At 66.6% G+C, this 18,606-nt stretch carries 19 protein-coding genes; 10 read left to right on the top strand and 9 right to left on the bottom strand.

What is annotated here, in order from left to right:
* Position 1: 1 nt before the first annotated feature.
* Complete coding sequence (gene treY, locus FHU34_RS18980) at positions 2-2,308, top strand: malto-oligosyltrehalose synthase (protein ID WP_145782506.1); 2,307 nt, start codon at positions 2-4, stop codon at positions 2,306-2,308.
* Positions 2,305-4,029: a malto-oligosyltrehalose trehalohydrolase gene (gene treZ / locus FHU34_RS18975; RefSeq protein ID WP_145782504.1), complete on the top strand. Its 1,725-nt coding sequence runs from the start codon at positions 2,305-2,307 to the stop codon at positions 4,027-4,029. Before treY ends, treZ begins: the two co-directional genes overlap by 4 nt.
* A gap of 95 nt (positions 4,030-4,124) precedes the next feature.
* Here treZ and FHU34_RS18970 read toward each other — a convergent pair whose 3' ends face one another.
* A complete protein-coding gene (locus tag FHU34_RS18970; protein ID WP_167524840.1) occupies positions 4,125-5,006 on the bottom strand; it encodes a DUF4231 domain-containing protein in 882 nt (293 codons plus the stop codon).
* A gap of 365 nt (positions 5,007-5,371) precedes the next feature.
* Here FHU34_RS18970 and FHU34_RS18960 point away from each other — a divergent pair, with 365 nt between their 5' ends.
* From FHU34_RS18960 to FHU34_RS18945, 5 genes are all read left to right on the top strand, one after another.
* Complete coding sequence (locus FHU34_RS18960; protein ID WP_208745036.1) at positions 5,372-6,673, top strand: hypothetical protein; 1,302 nt, start codon at positions 5,372-5,374, stop codon at positions 6,671-6,673.
* 166 nt (positions 6,674-6,839) lie between these two features.
* Positions 6,840-7,982 carry a helix-turn-helix domain-containing protein gene (locus FHU34_RS18955; protein WP_145782500.1) on the top strand — a complete coding sequence of 381 codons (1,143 nt, stop codon included), beginning with the start codon at positions 6,840-6,842 and terminating at the stop codon, positions 7,980-7,982.
* Between the two features lie 265 nt (positions 7,983-8,247).
* Entirely contained in the window at positions 8,248-8,463 is a 216-nt protein-coding gene (locus tag FHU34_RS33770; RefSeq protein WP_244311729.1) for a helix-turn-helix domain-containing protein, read from the top strand.
* Between the two features lie 27 nt (positions 8,464-8,490).
* The gene (locus FHU34_RS18950) at positions 8,491-9,483 is read left to right on the top strand and encodes an XRE family transcriptional regulator (protein ID WP_244311728.1); all 993 of its coding nucleotides are present in this window, start codon (positions 8,491-8,493) and stop codon (positions 9,481-9,483) included.
* A gap of 132 nt (positions 9,484-9,615) precedes the next feature.
* Positions 9,616-10,008 (top strand): hypothetical protein, encoded by a 393-nt coding sequence (locus FHU34_RS18945; RefSeq protein WP_145782499.1) that lies wholly within the window; start codon positions 9,616-9,618, stop codon positions 10,006-10,008.
* A gap of 90 nt (positions 10,009-10,098) precedes the next feature.
* Here FHU34_RS18945 and FHU34_RS18940 read toward each other — a convergent pair whose 3' ends face one another.
* The 3 genes from FHU34_RS18940 to FHU34_RS32990 all read right to left on the bottom strand — a co-directional run bounded on the left by FHU34_RS18940 (position 10,099) and on the right by FHU34_RS32990 (position 11,541).
* A complete protein-coding gene (locus FHU34_RS18940; RefSeq protein ID WP_145782497.1) occupies positions 10,099-11,136 on the bottom strand; it encodes a fatty acid desaturase family protein in 1,038 nt (345 codons plus the stop codon).
* On the bottom strand, positions 11,133-11,267 hold the full coding sequence (locus FHU34_RS34065) for a hypothetical protein (RefSeq protein WP_280116491.1): 135 nt from the start codon (positions 11,265-11,267) through the stop codon (positions 11,133-11,135). The genes FHU34_RS18940 and FHU34_RS34065 overlap by 4 nt, the downstream gene beginning before the upstream one ends.
* A 115-nt stretch (positions 11,268-11,382) precedes the next feature.
* Positions 11,383-11,541, bottom strand: a complete 159-nt coding sequence (locus FHU34_RS32990) for a hypothetical protein (protein ID WP_167524839.1) — start codon at positions 11,539-11,541, stop codon at positions 11,383-11,385.
* Between FHU34_RS32990 and FHU34_RS18935 the strand changes: the two genes are divergently transcribed.
* Together FHU34_RS18935 and FHU34_RS18930 are read left to right on the top strand one after the other, a co-directional pair.
* A complete protein-coding gene (locus FHU34_RS18935) occupies positions 11,540-12,388 on the top strand; it encodes an alpha/beta fold hydrolase (RefSeq protein ID WP_145782494.1) in 849 nt (282 codons plus the stop codon). The two genes, FHU34_RS32990 and FHU34_RS18935, sit on opposite strands and share 2 nt — an antisense overlap.
* A gap of 56 nt (positions 12,389-12,444) precedes the next feature.
* Positions 12,445-12,975 carry a VOC family protein gene (locus tag FHU34_RS18930; RefSeq protein WP_145782492.1) on the top strand — a complete coding sequence of 177 codons (531 nt, stop codon included), beginning with the start codon at positions 12,445-12,447 and terminating at the stop codon, positions 12,973-12,975.
* 4 nt (positions 12,976-12,979) lie between these two features.
* On the opposite strand, the gene FHU34_RS18925 is transcribed toward FHU34_RS18930, so the two are convergent.
* Positions 12,980-14,221 carry a DUF6357 family protein gene (locus tag FHU34_RS18925; RefSeq protein WP_145782490.1) on the bottom strand — a complete coding sequence of 414 codons (1,242 nt, stop codon included), beginning with the start codon at positions 14,219-14,221 and terminating at the stop codon, positions 12,980-12,982.
* 4 nt (positions 14,222-14,225) lie between these two features.
* Positions 14,226-14,879, bottom strand: a complete 654-nt coding sequence (locus FHU34_RS18920; RefSeq protein ID WP_145782488.1) for a hypothetical protein — start codon at positions 14,877-14,879, stop codon at positions 14,226-14,228.
* 142 nt (positions 14,880-15,021) lie between these two features.
* On the opposite strand from FHU34_RS18920, the gene FHU34_RS18915 reads away from it, so the two are divergent.
* On the top strand, positions 15,022-15,363 hold the full coding sequence (locus FHU34_RS18915) for a GlsB/YeaQ/YmgE family stress response membrane protein (RefSeq protein ID WP_208745035.1): 342 nt from the start codon (positions 15,022-15,024) through the stop codon (positions 15,361-15,363).
* A 25-nt stretch (positions 15,364-15,388) separates the two neighbouring features.
* On the opposite strand, the gene FHU34_RS18910 is transcribed toward FHU34_RS18915, so the two are convergent.
* From FHU34_RS18910 to FHU34_RS18895, 3 genes are all read right to left on the bottom strand, one after another.
* Positions 15,389-15,766, bottom strand: a complete 378-nt coding sequence (locus FHU34_RS18910) for a hypothetical protein (RefSeq protein ID WP_145782486.1) — start codon at positions 15,764-15,766, stop codon at positions 15,389-15,391.
* Between the two features lie 402 nt (positions 15,767-16,168).
* The gene (locus FHU34_RS18905) at positions 16,169-17,620 is read right to left on the bottom strand and encodes an aldehyde dehydrogenase (RefSeq protein WP_145782483.1); all 1,452 of its coding nucleotides are present in this window, start codon (positions 17,618-17,620) and stop codon (positions 16,169-16,171) included.
* Between the two features lie 142 nt (positions 17,621-17,762).
* Positions 17,763-18,602 (bottom strand): oxidoreductase, encoded by an 840-nt coding sequence (locus FHU34_RS18895; RefSeq protein WP_145782481.1) that lies wholly within the window; start codon positions 18,600-18,602, stop codon positions 17,763-17,765.
* Between the last annotated feature and the right edge of the window lie 4 nt (positions 18,603-18,606).

Raw genomic sequence — 18,606 nt, 5'->3', positions numbered from 1 at the left:
CATGCCGGCCACCCCTCCCAAGGCCACCTACCGCATCCAGGTCCGCCCCGGCTTCGACCTGGACGCCACCGCCGCGATCGTCGACTACCTGGACGACCTCGGCGTCAGCCACCTCTACACCGCCCCGCTGCTGACCGCCACGCCCGGCTCCCAGCACGGCTACGACGTGGTCGACCACCGGGCGGTCAACCCGGAACTGGGCGGGGAGGCCGCCCGGCAGCGGCTGCTGCGCGCCCTGCGGGACAAGCAGCTCGGCCTGGTCGTCGACATCGTGCCCAACCACGCCGGGATCGCCGTCCCGGTGACCAACCCGGCCTGGTGGGACGTGCTGCGCCGGGGGCGCGACTCGTCGTACGCCGACTGGTTCGACATCGACTGGGACCGGGGCCGGCTGCTGCTCCCGGTGCTGGCCGACGACCCGGCCGCCCTGAACGACCTCAAGCTTGTCGACGGCGAGCTGCGCTATCACGAGCACCGCTTCCCGGTCGCAGACGGCACCGGCGACGGCGACGCCCGCGCGGTGCACGACCGGCAGCACTACGAGCTGGTGTCGTGGCGTCGCGGTGACGCCGAGCTGACGTACCGCCGGTTCTTCGCCATCACGACCCTGGCCGGTCTGCGCGTGGAGGACCCGGCGGTCTTCGCCGCCACCCACGAGCTGATCCTGCGCTGGGCCGCCGACGGTGAGGTCGACGGCATCCGCGTCGACCACCCGGACGGGCTGCGCGACCCGGCCGGCTACCTGGCCCGGTTGCGGGAGGCCGCGCCGGACGCCTGGCTCGTGGTGGAGAAGATCCTGGAGTACGGCGAGGAGCTGCCGGACTGGCCGGTGGACGGCACCACCGGCTACGACGCCCTGGCCATGGTCGGTGGGCTCTTCATCGACATCGACGCCGAGGGCGACTTCACAGTCCTGGACACCCAGCTCAACGGCCGGCAGACCTCCTGGGAGGACCTGACCCACTCCACCAAGATGGCCGCCGCCACCCAGTTACTCGCCGCCGAGCTGACCCGGTTGGCAGCCCTCGCCCCCGAGGTGCCCACCGAGCAGGCCCGCGCGGCGCTCGCCGAGCTGGCCGCCGCGTTCGACGTCTACCGGGGCTACCCGCCCGACGGCGCCCGGCACCTCGCCGCCGCCCGCTCCGAGGCGGGCCGCCGCCGCCCCGACCTCGTCCGCGCCCTGGACGCGGTGACCCGCCGCCTGCGCGACCCCGACGACGAGCTGAGCCAACGGTTCCCGCAGCTCACCGGCGCGGTGATGGCCAAGGGCGTGGAGGACACCGCGTTCTACCGGTGGACCCGGTTCGTGGCGCTCAACGAGGTCGGCGACAGCCCCACCCGCTTCGGGGTGCCACCGGCGGAGTTCCACCGCTTCGCCACCGCCCAGCAGGTCCGCTGGCCCGCGAGCATGACCACCCTCTCCACCCACGACACCAAACGCAGCGAGGACATCCGCGCCCGCCTCGCCGTGCTCAGCGAGCTGCCGGGCCGCTGGGCGGAGCAGGTCAAGAGCTGGATGGAGTACGCTCCGCTGCCCGACCCGGCGTTCGCCCACCTGCTCTGGCAGACCGCCGTCGGCGCGTGGCCGATCGAGCGGGAGCGGCTGCACGCGTACGTCGAGAAGGCCGCCCGGGAGGCCGCGGCCTCGACCAGTTGGGCGGACCCGGACCCGGTCTTCGAGCAGGCGCTGCACGACGTGGTCGACCGCATGTACGACGACCCGAGCCTGCACGACGAGCTGACCGAACTCGCCGCCGCGATCGCCCCGGCCGGCTGGTGCAACTCGCTGGGGCAGAAGCTGGTCCAACTCACCATGCCCGGGGTGCCGGACACCTACCAGGGCACCGAGCTGTGGGACAACTCCCTGGTCGACCCGGACAACCGCCGGCCGGTCGACTTCGACGTACGCCGAGAGATGCTGGCACGCATCGACGCCGGCTGGCGTCCCCCGGTCGACACCGACGGAGCGGCGAAGCTGCTCGTCGTGTCGCGGACGTTGCGGTTGCGGCGGGCGCACCCGGAGCTGTTCACCACCTACCGGCCGGTGGCCGCGCACGGGCGGGTGAGCCGCCACGTGGTGGCGTTCGACCGGGGTGGCGCGATCACCGTGGCGACCCGCCTGCCGCTGGGCCTGGCCCGTGCCGGCGGGTGGTGTGACACAGCCCTGTCGCTTCCTGTTCACGATGTGAAGGACCTGTTCACCGGCCGGGTCTACAGTGGCGGGGAGACTCCGCTGGACAATCTTCTGGCCGACTATCCCGTCGCTCTCCTGGCTCCTCTCACCGCCGCCGAGGAGGCCGCTCCATGACCGAATTCTCCGTCTGGGCGCCGGACGCCACCCGGGTGCGGCTGCGCCTGGCCGGCGACACCGACCACGAGATGAACGCCGCCGCCGACGGCTGGTGGCGGGTCGACGTGCCCGACGCCGGCCCCGACTACTCCTTTCTGCTGAACGACGACGAAACCCCGCTGCCCGACCCCCGTTCCCCGTGGCAGCCTGCGGGTGTGCACGGGCCGAGCCGCCGCTACGACCACGCCGACTTCGCGTGGTCCGACAGCGCGTGGACGGGTCGGCAACTGCCCGGCAGCATCCTCTACGAGCTGCACATCGGCACCTTCACCCCGGAGGGCACCTTCGACGCGGCCATCGACCGCCTCGACCACCTGGTGACCCTCGGTGTCGACCTGATCGAGCTGCTCCCGGTCAACGCCTTCAACGGCGAACACAACTGGGGGTACGACGGCGTCTGCTGGTATGCCCCGCACGAGCCCTACGGCGGCCCTGACGGCCTGAAACGGTTCGTCGACGCTGCTCATGCTCGCGGTTTGGGGGTGATCCTCGACGTTGTCTACAACCATTTCGGGCCCTCCGGGGCCTACGCGCCGCGGTTCGGCCCGTACCTGGCAGAGCAGAGCAACAGTTGGGGCCGCTCGATCAACCTGGACGGCCCGCACTCCGACGAGGTACGCCGCTACATCATCGACAGCGTGCTCATGTGGCTGCGCGACTACCACGTCGACGGGCTGCGCCTGGACGCCGTGCACGCGCTACCCGACTCGCGGGCGATCCCGCTGCTCGAAGAGCTGGCCATCGACGTCGAGTCGCTGTCGACGCACCTGGGCCGCCCGCTGTCCCTGATCGCCGAGTCCGACCTCAACGACCCCCGGCTGATCACCCCTCGGGAGGCCGGCGGGTTCGGGCTGCACGCCCAGTGGAACGACGACGCCCACCACGCGCTGCACACGTTGCTGACGGGGGAGCGGCAGGGCTACTACGGCGATTTTGGCTCGCTGGAGACGCTGTCGGACGTGCTGACGGGTGGGTTCTTCCACGCTGGCACCTGGTCTAGCTTCCGTAACCGGCACCATGGGCGGCCTCTGGATTCCCGCGTTCCTGGGCATCGGTTGGTCGCTTACCTGCAGAACCATGATCAGATTGGGAACCGGGCTGCCGGGGATCGGATCTCTGCTTCTCTCTCGCCTGCGCTGTTGCGGGTTGGCGCTGTGTTGCTGCTGACCGCGCCCTTTACTCCGATGCTGTTCATGGGGGAGGAGTGGGCTGCCTCTACGCCGTGGCAGTTCTTCACGTCGCACCCGGAGCCGGAGTTGGCTTCTGCGGTGCGGACCGGGCGGCGGCGGGAGTTCGCGTCGCACGGGTGGCCGGAGGGGGACGTGCCCGACCCGCAGGACCCGGAGACGTTTACCCGGTCGCGGTTGGACTGGGCCGAGCTGGACAAGCCTGGGCATGCTTCGATGCTGTCGTTCTATCAGCGGTTGATCGGGTTGCGGCGGTCTGTTCCGGATCTTTCTGATCCTCGGTTGCATGCGGTGTCGGTGCAGCACGGGGATCAGTTCCTGCTGATGCGGCGGGGAGACACGCTGGTGGTGGCGAACTTTGCTGGGCGGGGGCAGGGGGTGTCGCTGCCTGGGGTGGCTCGGCGGGTGCTCCTGGCTACGGGGGAGGGAGTCACGGTGATGCGGGACCGGATCGAGTTGCCTGCGGAGACCGCGGCGATCGTGGCGCTCTGATAGGCAGCTCGATGTCCGTACGGTGTACTTGATGAGGACGAGACCACGTGCTTTGGAATTATCGACATGCGTTAGGGGTGAACCCGCTCTGGGCGTTATTCCGCAAGGCGGGGCTGCACTCTGCGGGCGAGCCACATGGTGTGCTCCCGGCTTATTGCCTGTTCGGCCCGCCGGACATATTCACTCCAACTCTCACTATTGGCAACACTGAGTCCGTCGGCCTTGACAAGTGATAGCTCAGTTGCAGTCAGAGCGTATGCGTTTGACAAATTGTCGAACTGCTTGATGCCGAACCATGCTCCGATTGCTGCAACGATCGAGGCGATAAGCGCCTCAGCATTCAAATCCAATAGTTGAGCTACTTGGCAAACGGCCAAGGCGCCTCCAGATGCTTCGAGCGCAAGCAAAACTGCCCGCCAAACTTTCGCTCGCTTCTCATTCCAGGCCGCTCTTCTTGCATACCATTCGAGCTGTCCAGTTACCCGTTCCGCGAGATATAACTGCTTGCGCCGGTCAAAAGAGTAGCGGCGGAGCGCTCTCATCTTGCTAGTGATCTCCGCTCCTGCGCTCGCCTCGACTCTGGTGCCCGCCGGAATGCCCCCTAGGACCTCTCGAATCCTCTGTAGAAACAATCTATCGGCATCGAGATTAGATTGATTCGGGCCGAATGGGTCGGCTTGCATGACGTAAGACCAAGTCAGCGTCTTTACAGACTCTGCTACGGCTCTGCCGTGGTACCAAGCTTCTTCTGGCCGAAAAGTTAGCAGCAATATTTCGACTACAAGCGCAGAGATGAACGCAATGACCGCTAGAATTCCAAATAGCAAAAACGCGTTTCTGTTATCCTTTGAGCTTGCACTAACTGTGCCAGTTATAGCCGCGACCACGATAGAGGCAAGCCTCATCAGGCTCCACCTCATGTATGAACGTTGGCCGGTCTCTGACGCCCGGTCGGAAGCTCGGTAGATGCCTGGCATGTCCTCATAGCTGAGGGTAAGTGTATCGTGGGCGTAATTCCATGTCATTCTGCTGGGCCGCAGTCGCCTCATCATTGATAACGCACTCCCGCCAAAGCCCGCGGCCTATAGATAATCCAATCACGCTACCATAGATGGTTCGACTACTCAGGGTCATTATTTGCCTACTTAGAGTGTTCGGATGTCATTGTGTCTGATTCTTTCCACTAAGAGTTAATTAACCCGCCCTGGCAGCTAGCCTCTCGCTGCGTTGCTCTCGCCGGCCGGCGTGCCAGGGCGGGTGTTGCTTGTTCGCTCTTTAAATCAACGCGATTCGGGTCGTTCTACGAGATTTCTGAAGGTAACTCACAGATTGGGGCGTGTAATTGACTGAGCCGCACGAGCCGCGCGAAAGTAGTCCGAAGTCCGAAGTCGTCGAGTCGGCAGAGCCGCATGTGGGCGACGGGCGGCCTATCGGTGAGGCGGCGCAAGCGACCTCCAAGGATGCGCCGGTCGAGCAAACGGGTGCGAAAGCTGCCCCAAAGAGGGCGGCAGCACCGAAGAAGGCGACGGCCAAGAAGACGACGGCCAAGAAGGTGACGGCCAAGAAGGTGACGGCCAAGAAGACGATGGCCAAGAAGACGACGGCCAAGAAAGGGGCCCCGACGGCAGGCGTTGCTGGCAAGTTTGTTCCGCCGGCAAAGTTTCCTCGGCATGCTGTGGAACGGGCGCTACGCATACCAAGGGCAATATATGAACAGAATGGCGGTAGGCCGGCCACGCCACGAGAGGCGGTGGCCTTTGCTGGTGGAACTTCTCTGACGGGCGCCTACGAGCTAGAAATAAGCTCCAGCAAGAAGTACGGGTTTCTCGAGTCCGAGTCGGGAAGGCTCGCTCTGACTGACAGGGCTCGCAAGGCCATCGCGCCTCAGTCGGAGAATGATCGGCTCGGCGCTCTTCGCGATGCCGTATTGGCGGCTCCTGACATCTCAACCGTCTATAACTACTATCGAGGTGAAAACCTCCCCGATCGACCATTTCTTGTAAATGCATTGGTTGACAGGTTCAACATTCCAAGTGACAAAGTCACTGAATTTCTGGAAATATTCGAAGAGTCGATAAAGTCGGCTAAATTAATTGACGAGACCGGTGAACGCCCTAAGCTGATCGATGCAGGAAGGGATGACGCCCACAAGCCACCTGCGGGGGTGGCGGCTCCACGGGCGGCGGTGGCAGCCGGGACGACGTGTTTCGTGATGCAGCCTTTCTCTGGAGCGCTCGGCGGATACTACGAATCTATCTATAAGCCCGCCATTGAGCAGGCGGGCCTCACGGCAATTCGAGCCGACGATGATATCTTTGCGACAGGGAAGGTGATCGATCAAATCTGGCGTGGCATCCGCGGTGCGCGTGTTTTGGTTGCTGAGTTGACAACGAAGAACCCGAATGTGTTCTACGAACTCGGCCTCGCACATGCCTTGCAGAAGCCTGTAATTTTGATCTCGTCAAATCAGGATGATGTCCCATTTGATCTCCGGCATATCCGCGTAATCCTTTATGATCAAACGGATCCGTGGTGGGGTGCCAAGCTGGTAGATAAGGTGGCTGACAATATTCGGTCAGCGATCAGCGACCCTGAAGACGAGATATTTCGACTAGATAGAGGAATTAGCCGGTCCGAATATTGAAGGCACGTTGTTCTAGTCATCAAGCTGGTAACTGACTCACCGCGGTTAATCGTTGGAGCGAAGCTTGTGGCGAGGCGTTCTAAGAGATGCTTCGTCAGCAGCCAGTCGAAGAGCGGATATTGGACTAGGGTGAGTACCGCAACTCTGCTTCCGTAGGAGTCTTGGGATGCCCGCACGCGCGAAGACCATTGTCGCCCCGAACTTCGCTGCTCAGTTGCGGCGCTTCCGGCAGGCGCGGGGCTTGTCCCTGCGGCAACTCGCCGTCGCTGTCAACCATGGCAAGAGTCTCATCCATCAGTTCGAGATGGGTCAAACGCATCCGACGGTAGAGGTGGCGGCGAGGCTGGATGTAGCACTCGAGGCGTGTGGCGCTTTGGCGGCGCTGGTTGCCGAAGCGCCACACGGTGGCGATCGTTTGGCCTACGCGAAGACTCACCCCCGGCGGGTCGACCGGGCCGCCGCTCAAGCCCTTTCCGACCTGCTTGCTGGGTATCGCCGGCTAGAGGACGTTGTTGGCTCCGGCCCTATCATGAAGCCACTCCATGCCCACCTTGACACGGTCACCGACCTGCTGCGGGAAGCGCCCGACGGTGTGCGGGCCAGCATCGTGGACGTCGCTGGTCAATGGGCGCAGTTTGCCGGCTGGCTGAGCATTTCGCGGGGTGAGGAGCGCGCCGCCACGGTCTGGAACGCGAGGGCCTTACGGTGGGCGAATGAGGCGGGCAACAGGGAACTCACCGCCACCGTACTGTCCTTCAAGGGGCACCAGGCGGAGTTGCGGCACGATCTCCCAATCATGATTGAACTGTCGCGCGAGTCACGGCGGGACCACGGCGTAAACGCCGCCCTACGTGCCTACTGCGCAGGGCAGGAGGCGCGGGGTTTAGCCATGGCCGGAGCAGCTAGCGCTGACATACTCGCGCGGCTTTCGGAGGCATCGGATCTATCAGCTCAATCGGCAGCGGAAACGCTTTCGCCGTGGGGTTACTGGTACACCCCATCGTTCTTCGCTATCCAACAGGGGAGCGTCTGGAGGTATCTCGGCGCTGTGGATAGTCGTGCGAACGATCGCGCGCTGGAACTGCTGACGGCCGGTGTCGCGGGCGTCAACGAGGAGGTCGGCGGTGCGGAGTGGCACGGTCGCAACCTGGTGCATCTTGCAGTCGTTCAGGCGCAAGCCGGGGACACGTCGGCGGCCCGCGAAACCCTGGCGGCGGCGGATGCCATTGCCCTTGCCACAAAATCCCGAGAGCTCACCCGCCAGGTGACCAACGCTGTCCACCATCTTCGACTGTCCGCTATGCCGTAACGGACGCGTTTCGCCTGGTACACCGCCGATCGTCAGGCCGACGATGACGCTGGGTGACGGCATTGGTGGCTACTCGAAGTCCGATGTCGCGCCCGCTGTCCGATGGAGGTGGGCATGCAAGGCGACGGGGCATCGAGCAAAGGCGAGCACAACAGCGAGGCGGCCGAGCGGGAGGCTGCCAAACAGCGCCTCCTCGCTCAGGCCGAGGCGGAGCGCGTACCCGTTGAGGACACGACCCGCGCGGTCCCGGACCGGCGGTGGCGGCGTGACCAACGATGACGTTCCGATCGGTCGTCGGGTGGCCCGGTGGCGGGTGCGGCGGTCGATGACGCAGCAGATGCTTGCCGACCGGTTGCGCAGGTCGAAGAGTTGGGTGGACAAGATCGAACGGGGTGCCCGAACCCTGGACCGGTACTCGGTGATCCAGGAACTGGCCCACGTTCTGCGGGTCGACCCGGAGGTGCTGCTCGGCCAGCCGTAGGCCACCCCGGCGGGCACTCCGGACGGGGTGGACGACATCCGGGCCGCGCTCGCCCGCTACGACATCCCGCAGGTTCCACCGCAGACGGACGAGCTGCGACGGCAGGTCGGGCATGCCTGGTTGACTTACCAGCACGCGCACTACGGGCAGTTGGTGCGGGTGGTGCCGGGTTTGCTCGACGCCGCTCGGGGTGCGAGGTCGGCGGAGGTGCTGGTGCAGGCGTACCGGATCACCTCGTCGCTGCTGGTCAAGCTCGGCGAGGCCGACCTGGCCTGGCTGGCCGCCGACCGCGCGATGTCCGCCGCCGGCGACGACCCGTTCCTGGCGGCAACGGCGGCCATCTCGGTCGCCCAGGCGCTCCGCGCGTCCAACCGCGACCGCCTGGCCCTGGCCGCGACCCTCAGCGCCGCGAACCGCATCCTTCCCTCCCTGCCCGGCCCCGGCGATCAAGAGATTTGCGGGACTGTTGGAGATCAAATCGCCCGCAAACCTCTTGATCACGGGGGCGATGGCCGGGGCGGGAGCGCGGGGGAGCGGGCCGTGGGTGGGACGCTGCTTCTCCAGGCTGCGCTGGCCGCCGCCGGCTGCGGCGACGCCCTCCGCGCCCACGAGCTGACCGACCGGGCCGCGGGCGTCGCCAGCAACCTTCGGGGGTACGACGACACGCACCGCACCAGCTTCGGGCCGATCGCCGTCGACCTGGCGCGGGTGCTGTCAGCGGCGCAACGGGGTGACTCCGATGAGGCGCTGCAACGGCACGTGACGGTGGTTCGGCGGGAGGCGTTCCGGCGGTTGCCGGCCGAGTATCGGGGCGCTTACCTGGTTGATGTCGCTCGGGCGTACCTCCAGGTGGGTGACCTGCGCGGGGCTGCCCGCGCCCTGGTGGACGCGGACAGTGTCGCGCCAGCCGAGGTTCGGTGCCGGCCGTTGGTGCGTACGGTGATCGCCGAGATCGCCCGCGCGAACCCGGCGCCGGCCGGCGTGGCGCGACTGGCCACGCTGGTCGGCCTGACCCGCTGACCGGCCTGTGGGTGAGAGCGACGCCTGCCTGGCTCTCCTCGATCGGCATCTCGTTTCAGGCGCTTGACCTGTCAACTTTCCGCAGGTAGTTTAAATTTACAACGACGAGCATCTATGTAAAGCAGGTGAACCGTGCTGTTGAAATCCATCGCCATTGCCGCGTCCGTCGCGGGCATGCTGGCCGCCGCCCCCGCCCCAGCCGCCTCGGCGGCAGCACCCGAAATGTCGATGCAAGGCTGGGGGGCCGGGAACTGCCCGCAGGGCATGCTCTGTATCTGGCCCAACTGGAATCACCCGCCGCAGGGTCCCGTGGAGACGCCGTCTCTGACGACCAACAGCGAGTGGACCGGCAGCATCCAGGGATTCAACTTCTACAACGGCACGGGCCGCGACGCCGTAATATCCGGGTTCGCTTTTGGCTCGTCGATTCCCTTCAAGACCTGTGCTCCTGCCGGCGGGAGCGGGGGTGACCTGTATATACCGGTCAACGTGACGAAGGTGACGTGGCAGATGACCCCCTGCTGATCCTCCACTGGGCTTTCCGAGGTTAATGACTTGGATTAGCTGGCTCGAAGGGCGGTCCGGACGCGCCCAGCGATCGGTGGCCAACCAGTCTCAGCGGTTGCCCGCTCGGGTCGCTCCGGCGCCCATTGCCCGTAGGTGAGCCAGCCCTTGAGCCCAGGATTGAATGAGGGTCGTTTCGCGGTAGGCGATGTCGTGTTCCGCGCAGAACTGACGGATCAGCGGCTGAGCGTGGTGGAGGTTGGGTCGGGGCATGCTGGGGAAGAGGTGATGTTCGATCTGGTAGTTGAGCCCACCGAGTAGTGCGTCGATGAGCGGGCCGCCGCGCACGTTGCGGGAGGTGAGGACCTGTCGGCGTAGGTAGTCGAGGTTGTCGGCCTCGGTCAGGATGGGCATGCCCTTGTGGTTCGGGGCGAAGGAGCTGCCCAGGTAGAGGCCGAACACGGCCTGGTTGACCAGGATGAACACGATCGCCTGCGGCCCGCTCAGGACCAGGAACACGGCCCCGAGGTAGCCGGCGAAATGCACGACGAGCAGGGCGGCCTCGGTTCGTCGACGCCTGAGTCCGCCGCGACGGACGACCGCCCGGACGCTGGCGCCGTGCAGATGCAGACCCTCCGCCAGCAGCAGAGGGAAGAACAGCGCCGCCTGGTGCCGGACGAACAGCGCCCGCAGGCCGCGCTGCGCCGCAGCCTGACCCGCTGTGAAGGACAGCGGAGCCACCATGAGGTCGGGGTCGCGGCCTTCGGTGTTCGGATGCGCATGGTGGCGGTTGTGCTTGTCGACCCACCAGCCGAAACTGATCCCGGTCACCAGGTTGGCGCACACCAGGCCGACCACGTCGTTCGCCCGGCGGGAGCGGAAAATCTGCCGATGCCCGGCGTCGTGACCGAGAAACGCCAGCTGCGCGAGGAGCACCGCGACGCCGGCCGCGGTGACCGTCTGCCACCAGGACGGCCCGAGCCGCACGAACAGCACGCCCAGCAGTACGAGACCACCCAGCACCGCCGTCACCCGCGCCGCGTAGCGGCGGGGTCGTCGGTCGAGGAGGCCCGCGTTTCGGACCAGGCGGGAAAGGTCGGCGTACTCGCTGCCCCGGTCGCTGCGGGCGCCAAGATCCGTGTCACTCAACGTCGGAACTCCTTGTCCACCACGCCGACCAGCTCGCCGGCTACGCCGTCAGCCACGACCAGGCACTCGCCCTCTCGGGTAAGTCTGCCGATCGGCTGCCAGCTTTGTTCGTCGAGTCCGACAATCAGCACTATGCAGTCACGTTGGATTCAGGGGCTGACGTCGGCGCAGGGCGAATCCGGCCGGGTTGTTGAGCTGTCCCGGACGGTTCGACCCCAGGTACTACCTGGTCGCGGTAGCTTGGTCTCAGACGCCTGAGAAATGCTCAATCATGGCGGTTCGTGGCGGCGACAGCAGCGATATCGACGCCTGGCGCGACATCACGATTGCCACCGGTGTCGACCAGCCCTGAGCGTTGGCCGCGAGCTCTGTTCGAACGTCGACATCTGCCTGGAAAGCGATCATGATCGCAGCTTTGAAGGGGTTCACCCAGCAACTGGTGCCGGTGAATGGCATCAAGATCAACGCCGTCACGGGCGGCTCGGGCCCGCCGGTCCTTCTGCTGCACGGATGGCCGGAAACATGGTGGGGTTGGCACCGGGTGATGCCGCTGCTGGCCGAGCATTTCAGCGTGGTGGCCATCGATATGCGCGGCGCGGGCTTTTCCGACTGCCCGCTCGACGGCTACGACAAGGCGACGATGGCGAGCGACGCGCACGACGTCATGGCTGCCCTTGGGCATGAACGCTACGCCGTGTGCGGACATGACATCGGTGGGATGGTCGCCCTGCCGCAGGCCGCCACCTATCGGCAGGCTGTCACCCACCTGGCCGTCCTCGACGTTCCGCTGCCCGGCTGGACCGGATGGGAGGCGGCGACCGCGAGCCTCTGGCACTTCAGCTTCCACATGAACCGGGATCTACCCGAGCGCCTGATCCACGGCCGTGAGTACGACTATGTGTCGACCTTCATGGCTGAGCGGTTCTACGACCACAGCAGCTTCGATCCGGCGGACATCGACGTCTACGCGACAGCGATGGCGCTTCCTGGCCGCACCCGCGGCGGCCTGGAGTGGTATCGGACCCTCACTGCCGACCATGCGGCCGCGCTCGAGTACAAGAAGAAGCCGCTGGAGATTCCGGTGCTGGGTCTCGGCGGGGACCAGCGCTTCGGTGCGCAGATGGTGCCGATGCTCAAAGAGTTCGCCGGCAACGTGACGGGCGGCCCGGTTACGCGGTCCAGTCACTATCTCGCGGAGGAACGGCCGGATGACGTCGCGGCCGCTCTGACCGATTTCCTCAGGGCCACGTGATCCTCTGCGCCCGCACCTGTCCCGGTCGATCGGTTAGATCAGAGAGGAGAGCTGTCATGACCGCACCTGTCATTCGCGGCGTCAACCACATCGGCATCACGGTGCCCGACATCGAAGCCGCAAAAACGTTCTTCGTGGAAGCCTTCGGCGCCCAGGTGATCTATCAGTCCTTCGGACCGCAGGATCCGCCGCGGCAGGGACCCGAATTCGAGCGGGCCGTTGGTGCTCACCCTGGAACGGTCGTGCGCGCGCAGGCGATGGTCAAGATCGGCACCGGACCCGACTTCGAGCTCTTCGAAATGCACGGCCCCGAACAAGCCCAGCCGGTCCGACCGAGCGACTTCGGCATCACGCACTTCGGCCTCTACACCGACGACATCGACGCATCGGTTGAGCGCCTCAGAAGGGCCGGAGGCACCCCCCTCACGGAGCCTCGCCCTATTCCTTATACAACTGAACAAGGTCCGGGAAACAGAGTCTGCTACTGCCGCACGCCGTGGGGCACGACGATGGAATTCATCACCACGCCGGACCGGATGCCCTATCACGACCAGACGGATGTGCGCAGGTGGCAGGACGGGGACTGAGTACTCACCGACGACGCGCGCGTTCGAACTCGGCGGCGTCGGACATCCAGGGACCGTGCTGGTCGAGCGCGGCGCAGCCGCCGTGCACGAACGCGTTCACCAGGTGTCGGTACCCGCCGAGCCCGTCGACCAGGCTGTACTCGACCTGGTACTCCGGATCCGACCCGTCCTCCCCCTGCCGCACCGTCGTGATCCGGGCGATGGAGTCCGCGTAGAAGTGCAGCTGGATCCCCTCGCCCATCTCCTCGTCCTCGATGGTGAACACCTCGTTGTCCCCGGCGGAGCGCTCGGCGACGAACTCCCAGAACTCGGCGGAGGCACCGCGAGCGCCGTCGCGCAGCCACCTCTTCTCGCCGCCCTTGTCATCGGTGAAGGTCAGGGCCGTCTTGCGCGTACTCGCACCGGAGTCGCCGGCCGCGTTGTCGTCGTCTTCCGGCGGCGCGCTCTTGGCGCGGGCCGCGGCCTCCGAGCACATCAGGAAGCTCACCGTCCGCACCGCGTCATCGACAAGCTGGGGGTACGCGCGGCGCACGGCCGCGTCCACCGCCGCCGTCATCCGCTCCCAGTCGCGTTTGTCAGTGGCCCGGTTTCCCCGTCGCGGGTCGAGGTTGATCCGCATGCCGGCGCACGCCTGCTCGGCGGTGGCCATCACCCGCATGACCTGGGGGAGCAGCGCGCTGTTGACGGCGTCGGGGTTCCGCCGCGGAATCGTCGCGCCGTGCAGATACTGGCCCGTGTACCGCAGGATCGCCGCGTCGAGTGGCCCGAGGACTGTTCCGCGCTCGGCGCGACGGCGGTCCGCGTGATGCTCCTGGGCACGTTTCTCGTTAGCCGTCGCGGTCGCCGCGCGCATCGCGTCGCAGACCTGCCCGCGTTCCAGGAGGCGGATGTCGGCGCCGTGGGCGACCAGCCGGCTCCGGTCCCAGGGGATGTGCCGGAAGAGCGCGTCGACGTCAGCGGGCGGGGCAAGTAGGACCGGGTCCAGGAGTGCGACGGCAGCGGCCTCGTCGAGCTGGCCCTCGGTGCCGGCGGCCTCGGACAGGGGAAGGACAGCACTCCACAGCAGCAGGTGTCTGGCCAGGTCCTCCCGGATCACCGCGAGGTGGGCTTCGGAGATCGGGAACGTGAACTCGCGAGGGTCGTGGTTGGCGTCGGCCCCGGCGGCGAGCATCAGCTTCAGCTCGCCCGCCTCGTGGATCACGCTCGGGATCCAGCCGCTGCGACGCGTGAAGACGACGTCCCTCATCTCGTCACGCCCACTGTTCGCATTGGGCGTCGAGGCGTGGGTCGGAGCGCACCCAGACCTCGCCCCCGGCGGCTCCGGCCGGGGCGTCGACCCGTTCGAGACCGAGAAAATCGATCAACTGGAGCAGTTCGGCGCGGTCGGCCCGGTCGTCGTCGACGTCCGTGGAGTCAAAGAAGATGTAGTACTGGTCGGTCGGGTCGACGTAGCCGGAATCCGCCCAGATCCGGCCCACTTCGTCGATGGCCGCTGCCTCCGTCGTGAACGTGGCGGCGCGGGCGGCACCCCGGGTCTCCGGTGACGCGTCGAGATCGGCGAGGTCGGCGAACCACTGGCCAAAGTGGTCGAGGCCGGCGTATCCGTTCTCGAAGAACAGCATCGCGCTCGGCAGGTAGCGGTTGGGCCTGTCGACCCGGAGGTGTTCCGACCGCTGGTGGTCCGCCTCAGCGATCCGGGAGATCACCCCCAGACGGGGCATGAGCACCAGGCTCTGCCTCGCCGGTGCGTCAGTGACGGTGTACGTGTCAGCCTCTCGACCCCGGAAGAACGTGGAGAACGCCACGTATGCCTCCTGCGGGTCGCCGACCGTGACGTGGTGGTCGTCGCCGTCGCCGGCTGCGAAGACGAACTGCTTCGGGCCGGGCTTGTAGGGGCGGGCCATGGGCGGTCCTTCGTTCGGGTGTGAAAGCTCCGCCAGAGTAGTGGGTCCGGGTGACATCACCGCGGCCCCTGATCGGGGCGGGGTTTCCGGGAACGTGAGATTCGGGCATGTATGTCAGCACTGCTGGAGGGGAGAGACAGCAATGCTGGTAACCGGTTATCTCGGTGCGGTGCTCATCGGCGCCCTCGTCGGCCTGCTCGGGCGACTCATCCTGCCGGGCAGGCAACGGATCGGCGTCTTCGCCACGTTCGTCCTCGGCGTCGGCTCGGCGGTGCTGGGCACAGTGGTCGCCCGGGCACTCCACGTCGACGACGACGCCGGCGTGAAGGTGTGGGTGCTGCGCTGGGACTGGATCGTGCTCGCCATCCAGGTCGGCCTCGCGATCGTCGCCGTGGCGCTGGCGAACGTGCTCACCTTCACCCGGCTTGCCGGCGGTGACGAAACCCCTCGTCGGCGGACCCGTCGCAGCAAGGCCAAGAGCTGACGAGCCGACCCCGTTCAGTCGGCCGTCATCCGGCCCTACGCCGGGCCAGGGTGTCGCGGACGGCGAAGGCCACCAGCGACAGCGGCACGAAGACCCAGAGCTGAAGCACTGTGTACCGGCGCAGTTCCCCGTCGATGTCGGCGCCGGCCAGTTCGGCATCGAGGGCGCCGGGCCGCATCAGCGCGAGCGCGTACAGAGACAGTGGCGCGTAGTTGAGACCCGCGCCGACCAACCACAAGCCGATCGCCCGGGTGCCGAAGCCGTTCGCTGACGCCACCAGCCAACCGCCCCACGTCACCATCAGCACCACGCCGACGAGGAACTCGGCGAGGATGATGCGCCGTCGGCGGATGGTTCCTCGGCTGCCGTGCATGTCGATGGCCGCCAGGCGACGAACGTTCATCGGAACGATGGTGCCAACGGCGGGCAACCCGTGCTCGGGGCGTGGCTGCCTGAACAGGCCCCGGCGCGGCCCGACTGGACAGCGGATGGGAGAGCCTGACCGAGGCCGAACTCAAGGTCGTGCACTTCAAGCTCTTCGCAGAGCGGGCACAGTCCCGGGTCGAAAATGCGGCACGCGGCCGGTGACGACGGTTGCGATCCGCCCGGCCACCGGCAGGAGAAAGGTGGCCGGGCGGAGCTGATGCAACGCGGCCGGGGTCAGGCCGCATCGCAGGTCAGGCCAGTTTGACGCTCAGGATTATCCCAGCACCCGGGGAGCAGGGCAGATTCAGCCCGTCGAAGCATGTGACTCTACGAGTTCGGTGAATACCTCGGAGGGCTTCTTCCATCGAAGATCTTACGATCACCGGGTGCGGGTGATCGACTTATGCTCGACGTATCCGGTCAGGCCGACCTTGCCGTACTCGCGGCCGAGACCGCTGGCCTTGTAGCCACCGAAGGGTCCGTCGAAGCTGATCGGCGAGCCGTTCAGCGTGACGGTGCCCGTACGCAGCCGGCGGGCGACGGCCAGGGCGCGGGCAACGTCCGCGGACCAGATTCCGCCGGACAGGCCGTACTCGGAGTCGTTGGCGATCCGCACGGCGTCGTCATCGTCGTCGTAGGCGATGACGACCAGGACCGGGCCGAAAATCTCCTCCTGCGCGATGCGCATGCCGTTGTCGACGTCGGCGAACACGGTCGGGGTGACGTAGTTGCCCTTCTCCAGGCCGGCGGGGATCTGCGGGCCGCCGGTCACCAGACGCGCGCCGTCCTCGATGCCGATGGTGATGTAGTCGATGACACGCTGCTGCTGGTCGCGGCGGATCATCGGGCCGATGAAGGTGTCGGATGCGGCGGGGTCGCCGACCTTCAGCGACTCGACCATGTCTTTCACAGCGGTGACAACCTCCTCGTAACGGCTGCGTGGAGCCAGGATGCGGGTCTGCAGGATGCACGCCTCGCCGTTGTTGCCCAGCGAGCCGAACCGCAGTCCCTGCATCGCGGCGGCCAGGTCCGCGTCGTCCAGGATCAGTGCGGCGGACTTGCCGCCCAGTTCCAGACCGACTCGCTTGAGTTGCTGCCCGGCGATCGCCGCGATCCGCCGGCCGGCGCGGGTCGAGCCGGTGAAGGAGATCTTGTCGACGTCGGCGTGCGAGACGAGGTGCTCGCTGGTCTCCCGGTCCGCCGGGAGCACACTGAGGACGCCTTCGGGTAGCCCGGCCTCATGCCAGAGGTCCGCCAGCAGCATCATGCTCAGCGAGTTCTCCGGGGAGACCTTGAGCACGACGGTGTTGCCCGCCAGCAGAGCCGGGATCAGCTTCGCGGTGGCGGCGGAGAACGGGGAGTTCCACGGGATGACCGCGGCGACCACACCGATCGCCTCGCGCCGGACGATGGTGTCGAAGGCCACCGAAGGGTCGGACGGCGCGACGATCTCCTCCCAGCCGAACTCCTCGGCTGCCTGAAGGTAGGCGTTGGTCTGACGGGTCAGGAAGGGTTGACCGATCTTGGTGAACCAGCCTGCCGAGCCGTTCTCCGTGGAGATCGCCGCGGCGATCTCGTCCGCCCGGGCGGTACGCAGCGCGTCGTAACGACGTACGACGTCTTGGCGCTCCTTCGGCGAGGTGCGCGGCCACGGACCGTGGTCGAACGCCTCACGCGCGGCGGCGACAGCCTTGTCGATGTCGGCTGGTGCGGCCTGCGCGACGCGGCCGAGCACCGACTGGTCGTGCGGGGACAGGATGTCGAGCATCAGCTCCGGCGCGCTGGGAGTCACCCAGGAACCACCGATGTAGAGCTTGTCGCGCACAGTCATGTTTAGTTCCTTGAGATGAGAAGGGCGGAGGAGCCGAGCAGATGCCGCATCGGCGGTGCCGGCTCTTCGGTGAGCCTCAGGATCGCGGCGGCCATCGTGGCCGGGTCGCCCCGCTGCACGTACCGAGCCACCACGGTGTCGGTCAGGCGGTGGGGTAGTCCGTGGACCGGCTCACCTTGGCCCACGAGTTGGCTTCCGCAATACGGCCTTCCTCTGAGCTGATCGCGATCCCTAGTGCGTCGCTGCCGAGCAGCAGCCGGCGCGGAGGCTCCGCGGCGTCCACGGTGTCGACGATGGCGCGGGCCATGCGGTCCGGGTCGCCGGGCTCGTTCCCGGCATACTGCGCGAATCGATCCAGCCACGCGCCAACCGTTTGCTCGTAGTCAGGCGTGATGGGACCGGAGGCCTCGGCGGCCCCGGTGGCCCAGCCGGTGCGGATACCGCCCGGCTCGACGATGGTGACCTTGATGCCCAAGGGGGCCACTTCGTTGGCGAGGACCTCGGAGAAGCCCTCCACAGCAAACTTCGCCGTCTGGTAGGCACCCAGGCCGGGGGTGCCGCCTGCGCGGCCGCCGATCGAGGAGATCTGCACGATATGCCCGGAGCGCTGCCCGCGCATCACGGGTAGGACCGCCCTCGTCACATTGACTACGCCGTACAGGTTCGCCTCGACCTGCGCGCGGAATTCCTCCTCGGGGAAGTCCTCGATCGAGCCGCTGGTGGCGTAGCCCGCGTTGTTGACCACCAGGTCGATGGAGCCGAACCGCTGCACCGCCGCGGCGACCACCTCTCGGGCCTGCGCCGGGGAGGTGACGTCGAGCGCGACGGCCGCGAGACGCTCGGGGTGCTCTGCCACCAGGGAAGCCAGCGCTTCCGGCTTGCGGGAAGTCGCCACTACTCGGTCGCCGGCCTCCAGCGCTGCGAGCACCAGTGCCTTGCCCAGGCCCTGCGAGCCACCGGTGATCAGCCAAGTCCTTGTCATCGTA

It is taken from the genome of Micromonospora taraxaci, assembly GCF_007830095.1.
Lineage (GTDB): Bacteria > Actinomycetota > Actinomycetes > Mycobacteriales > Micromonosporaceae > Micromonospora > Micromonospora taraxaci.
The sequence above is the reverse complement of the archived record's forward strand: the minus strand, read 5'-3'. Positions and strand labels throughout refer to the sequence as shown.

Bases quoted from the DNA above. Each gene is read 5' to 3' on its own strand.
- FHU34_RS18915 (WP_208745035.1), top strand. From the start codon at position 15,022: ATGCTGGTAACCGGTTATCTCGGTGCGGTGCTCATCGGCGCCCTCGTC.
- FHU34_RS18895 (WP_145782481.1), bottom strand. From the start codon at position 18,602: ATGACAAGGACTTGGCTGATCACCGGTGGCTCGCAGGGCCTGGGCAAG.
- FHU34_RS18910 (WP_145782486.1), bottom strand. From the start codon at position 15,766: ATGAACGTTCGTCGCCTGGCGGCCATCGACATGCACGGCAGCCGAGGA.
- FHU34_RS18955 (WP_145782500.1), top strand. From the start codon at position 6,840: ATGCCCGCACGCGCGAAGACCATTGTCGCCCCGAACTTCGCTGCTCAG.
- FHU34_RS18905 (WP_145782483.1), bottom strand. From the start codon at position 17,620: ATGACTGTGCGCGACAAGCTCTACATCGGTGGTTCCTGGGTGACTCCC.
- treZ (WP_145782504.1), top strand. From the start codon at position 2,305: ATGACCGAATTCTCCGTCTGGGCGCCGGACGCCACCCGGGTGCGGCTG.
- treY (WP_145782506.1), top strand. From the start codon at position 2: ATGCCGGCCACCCCTCCCAAGGCCACCTACCGCATCCAGGTCCGCCCC.
- FHU34_RS18970 (WP_167524840.1), bottom strand. From the start codon at position 5,006: ATGCCAGGCATCTACCGAGCTTCCGACCGGGCGTCAGAGACCGGCCAA.
- FHU34_RS18920 (WP_145782488.1), bottom strand. From the start codon at position 14,879: ATGGCCCGCCCCTACAAGCCCGGCCCGAAGCAGTTCGTCTTCGCAGCC.
- FHU34_RS18925 (WP_145782490.1), bottom strand. From the start codon at position 14,221: ATGAGGGACGTCGTCTTCACGCGTCGCAGCGGCTGGATCCCGAGCGTG.
- FHU34_RS18935 (WP_145782494.1), top strand. From the start codon at position 11,540: ATGATCGCAGCTTTGAAGGGGTTCACCCAGCAACTGGTGCCGGTGAAT.
- FHU34_RS18930 (WP_145782492.1), top strand. From the start codon at position 12,445: ATGACCGCACCTGTCATTCGCGGCGTCAACCACATCGGCATCACGGTG.
- FHU34_RS32990 (WP_167524839.1), bottom strand. From the start codon at position 11,541: ATGATCGCTTTCCAGGCAGATGTCGACGTTCGAACAGAGCTCGCGGCC.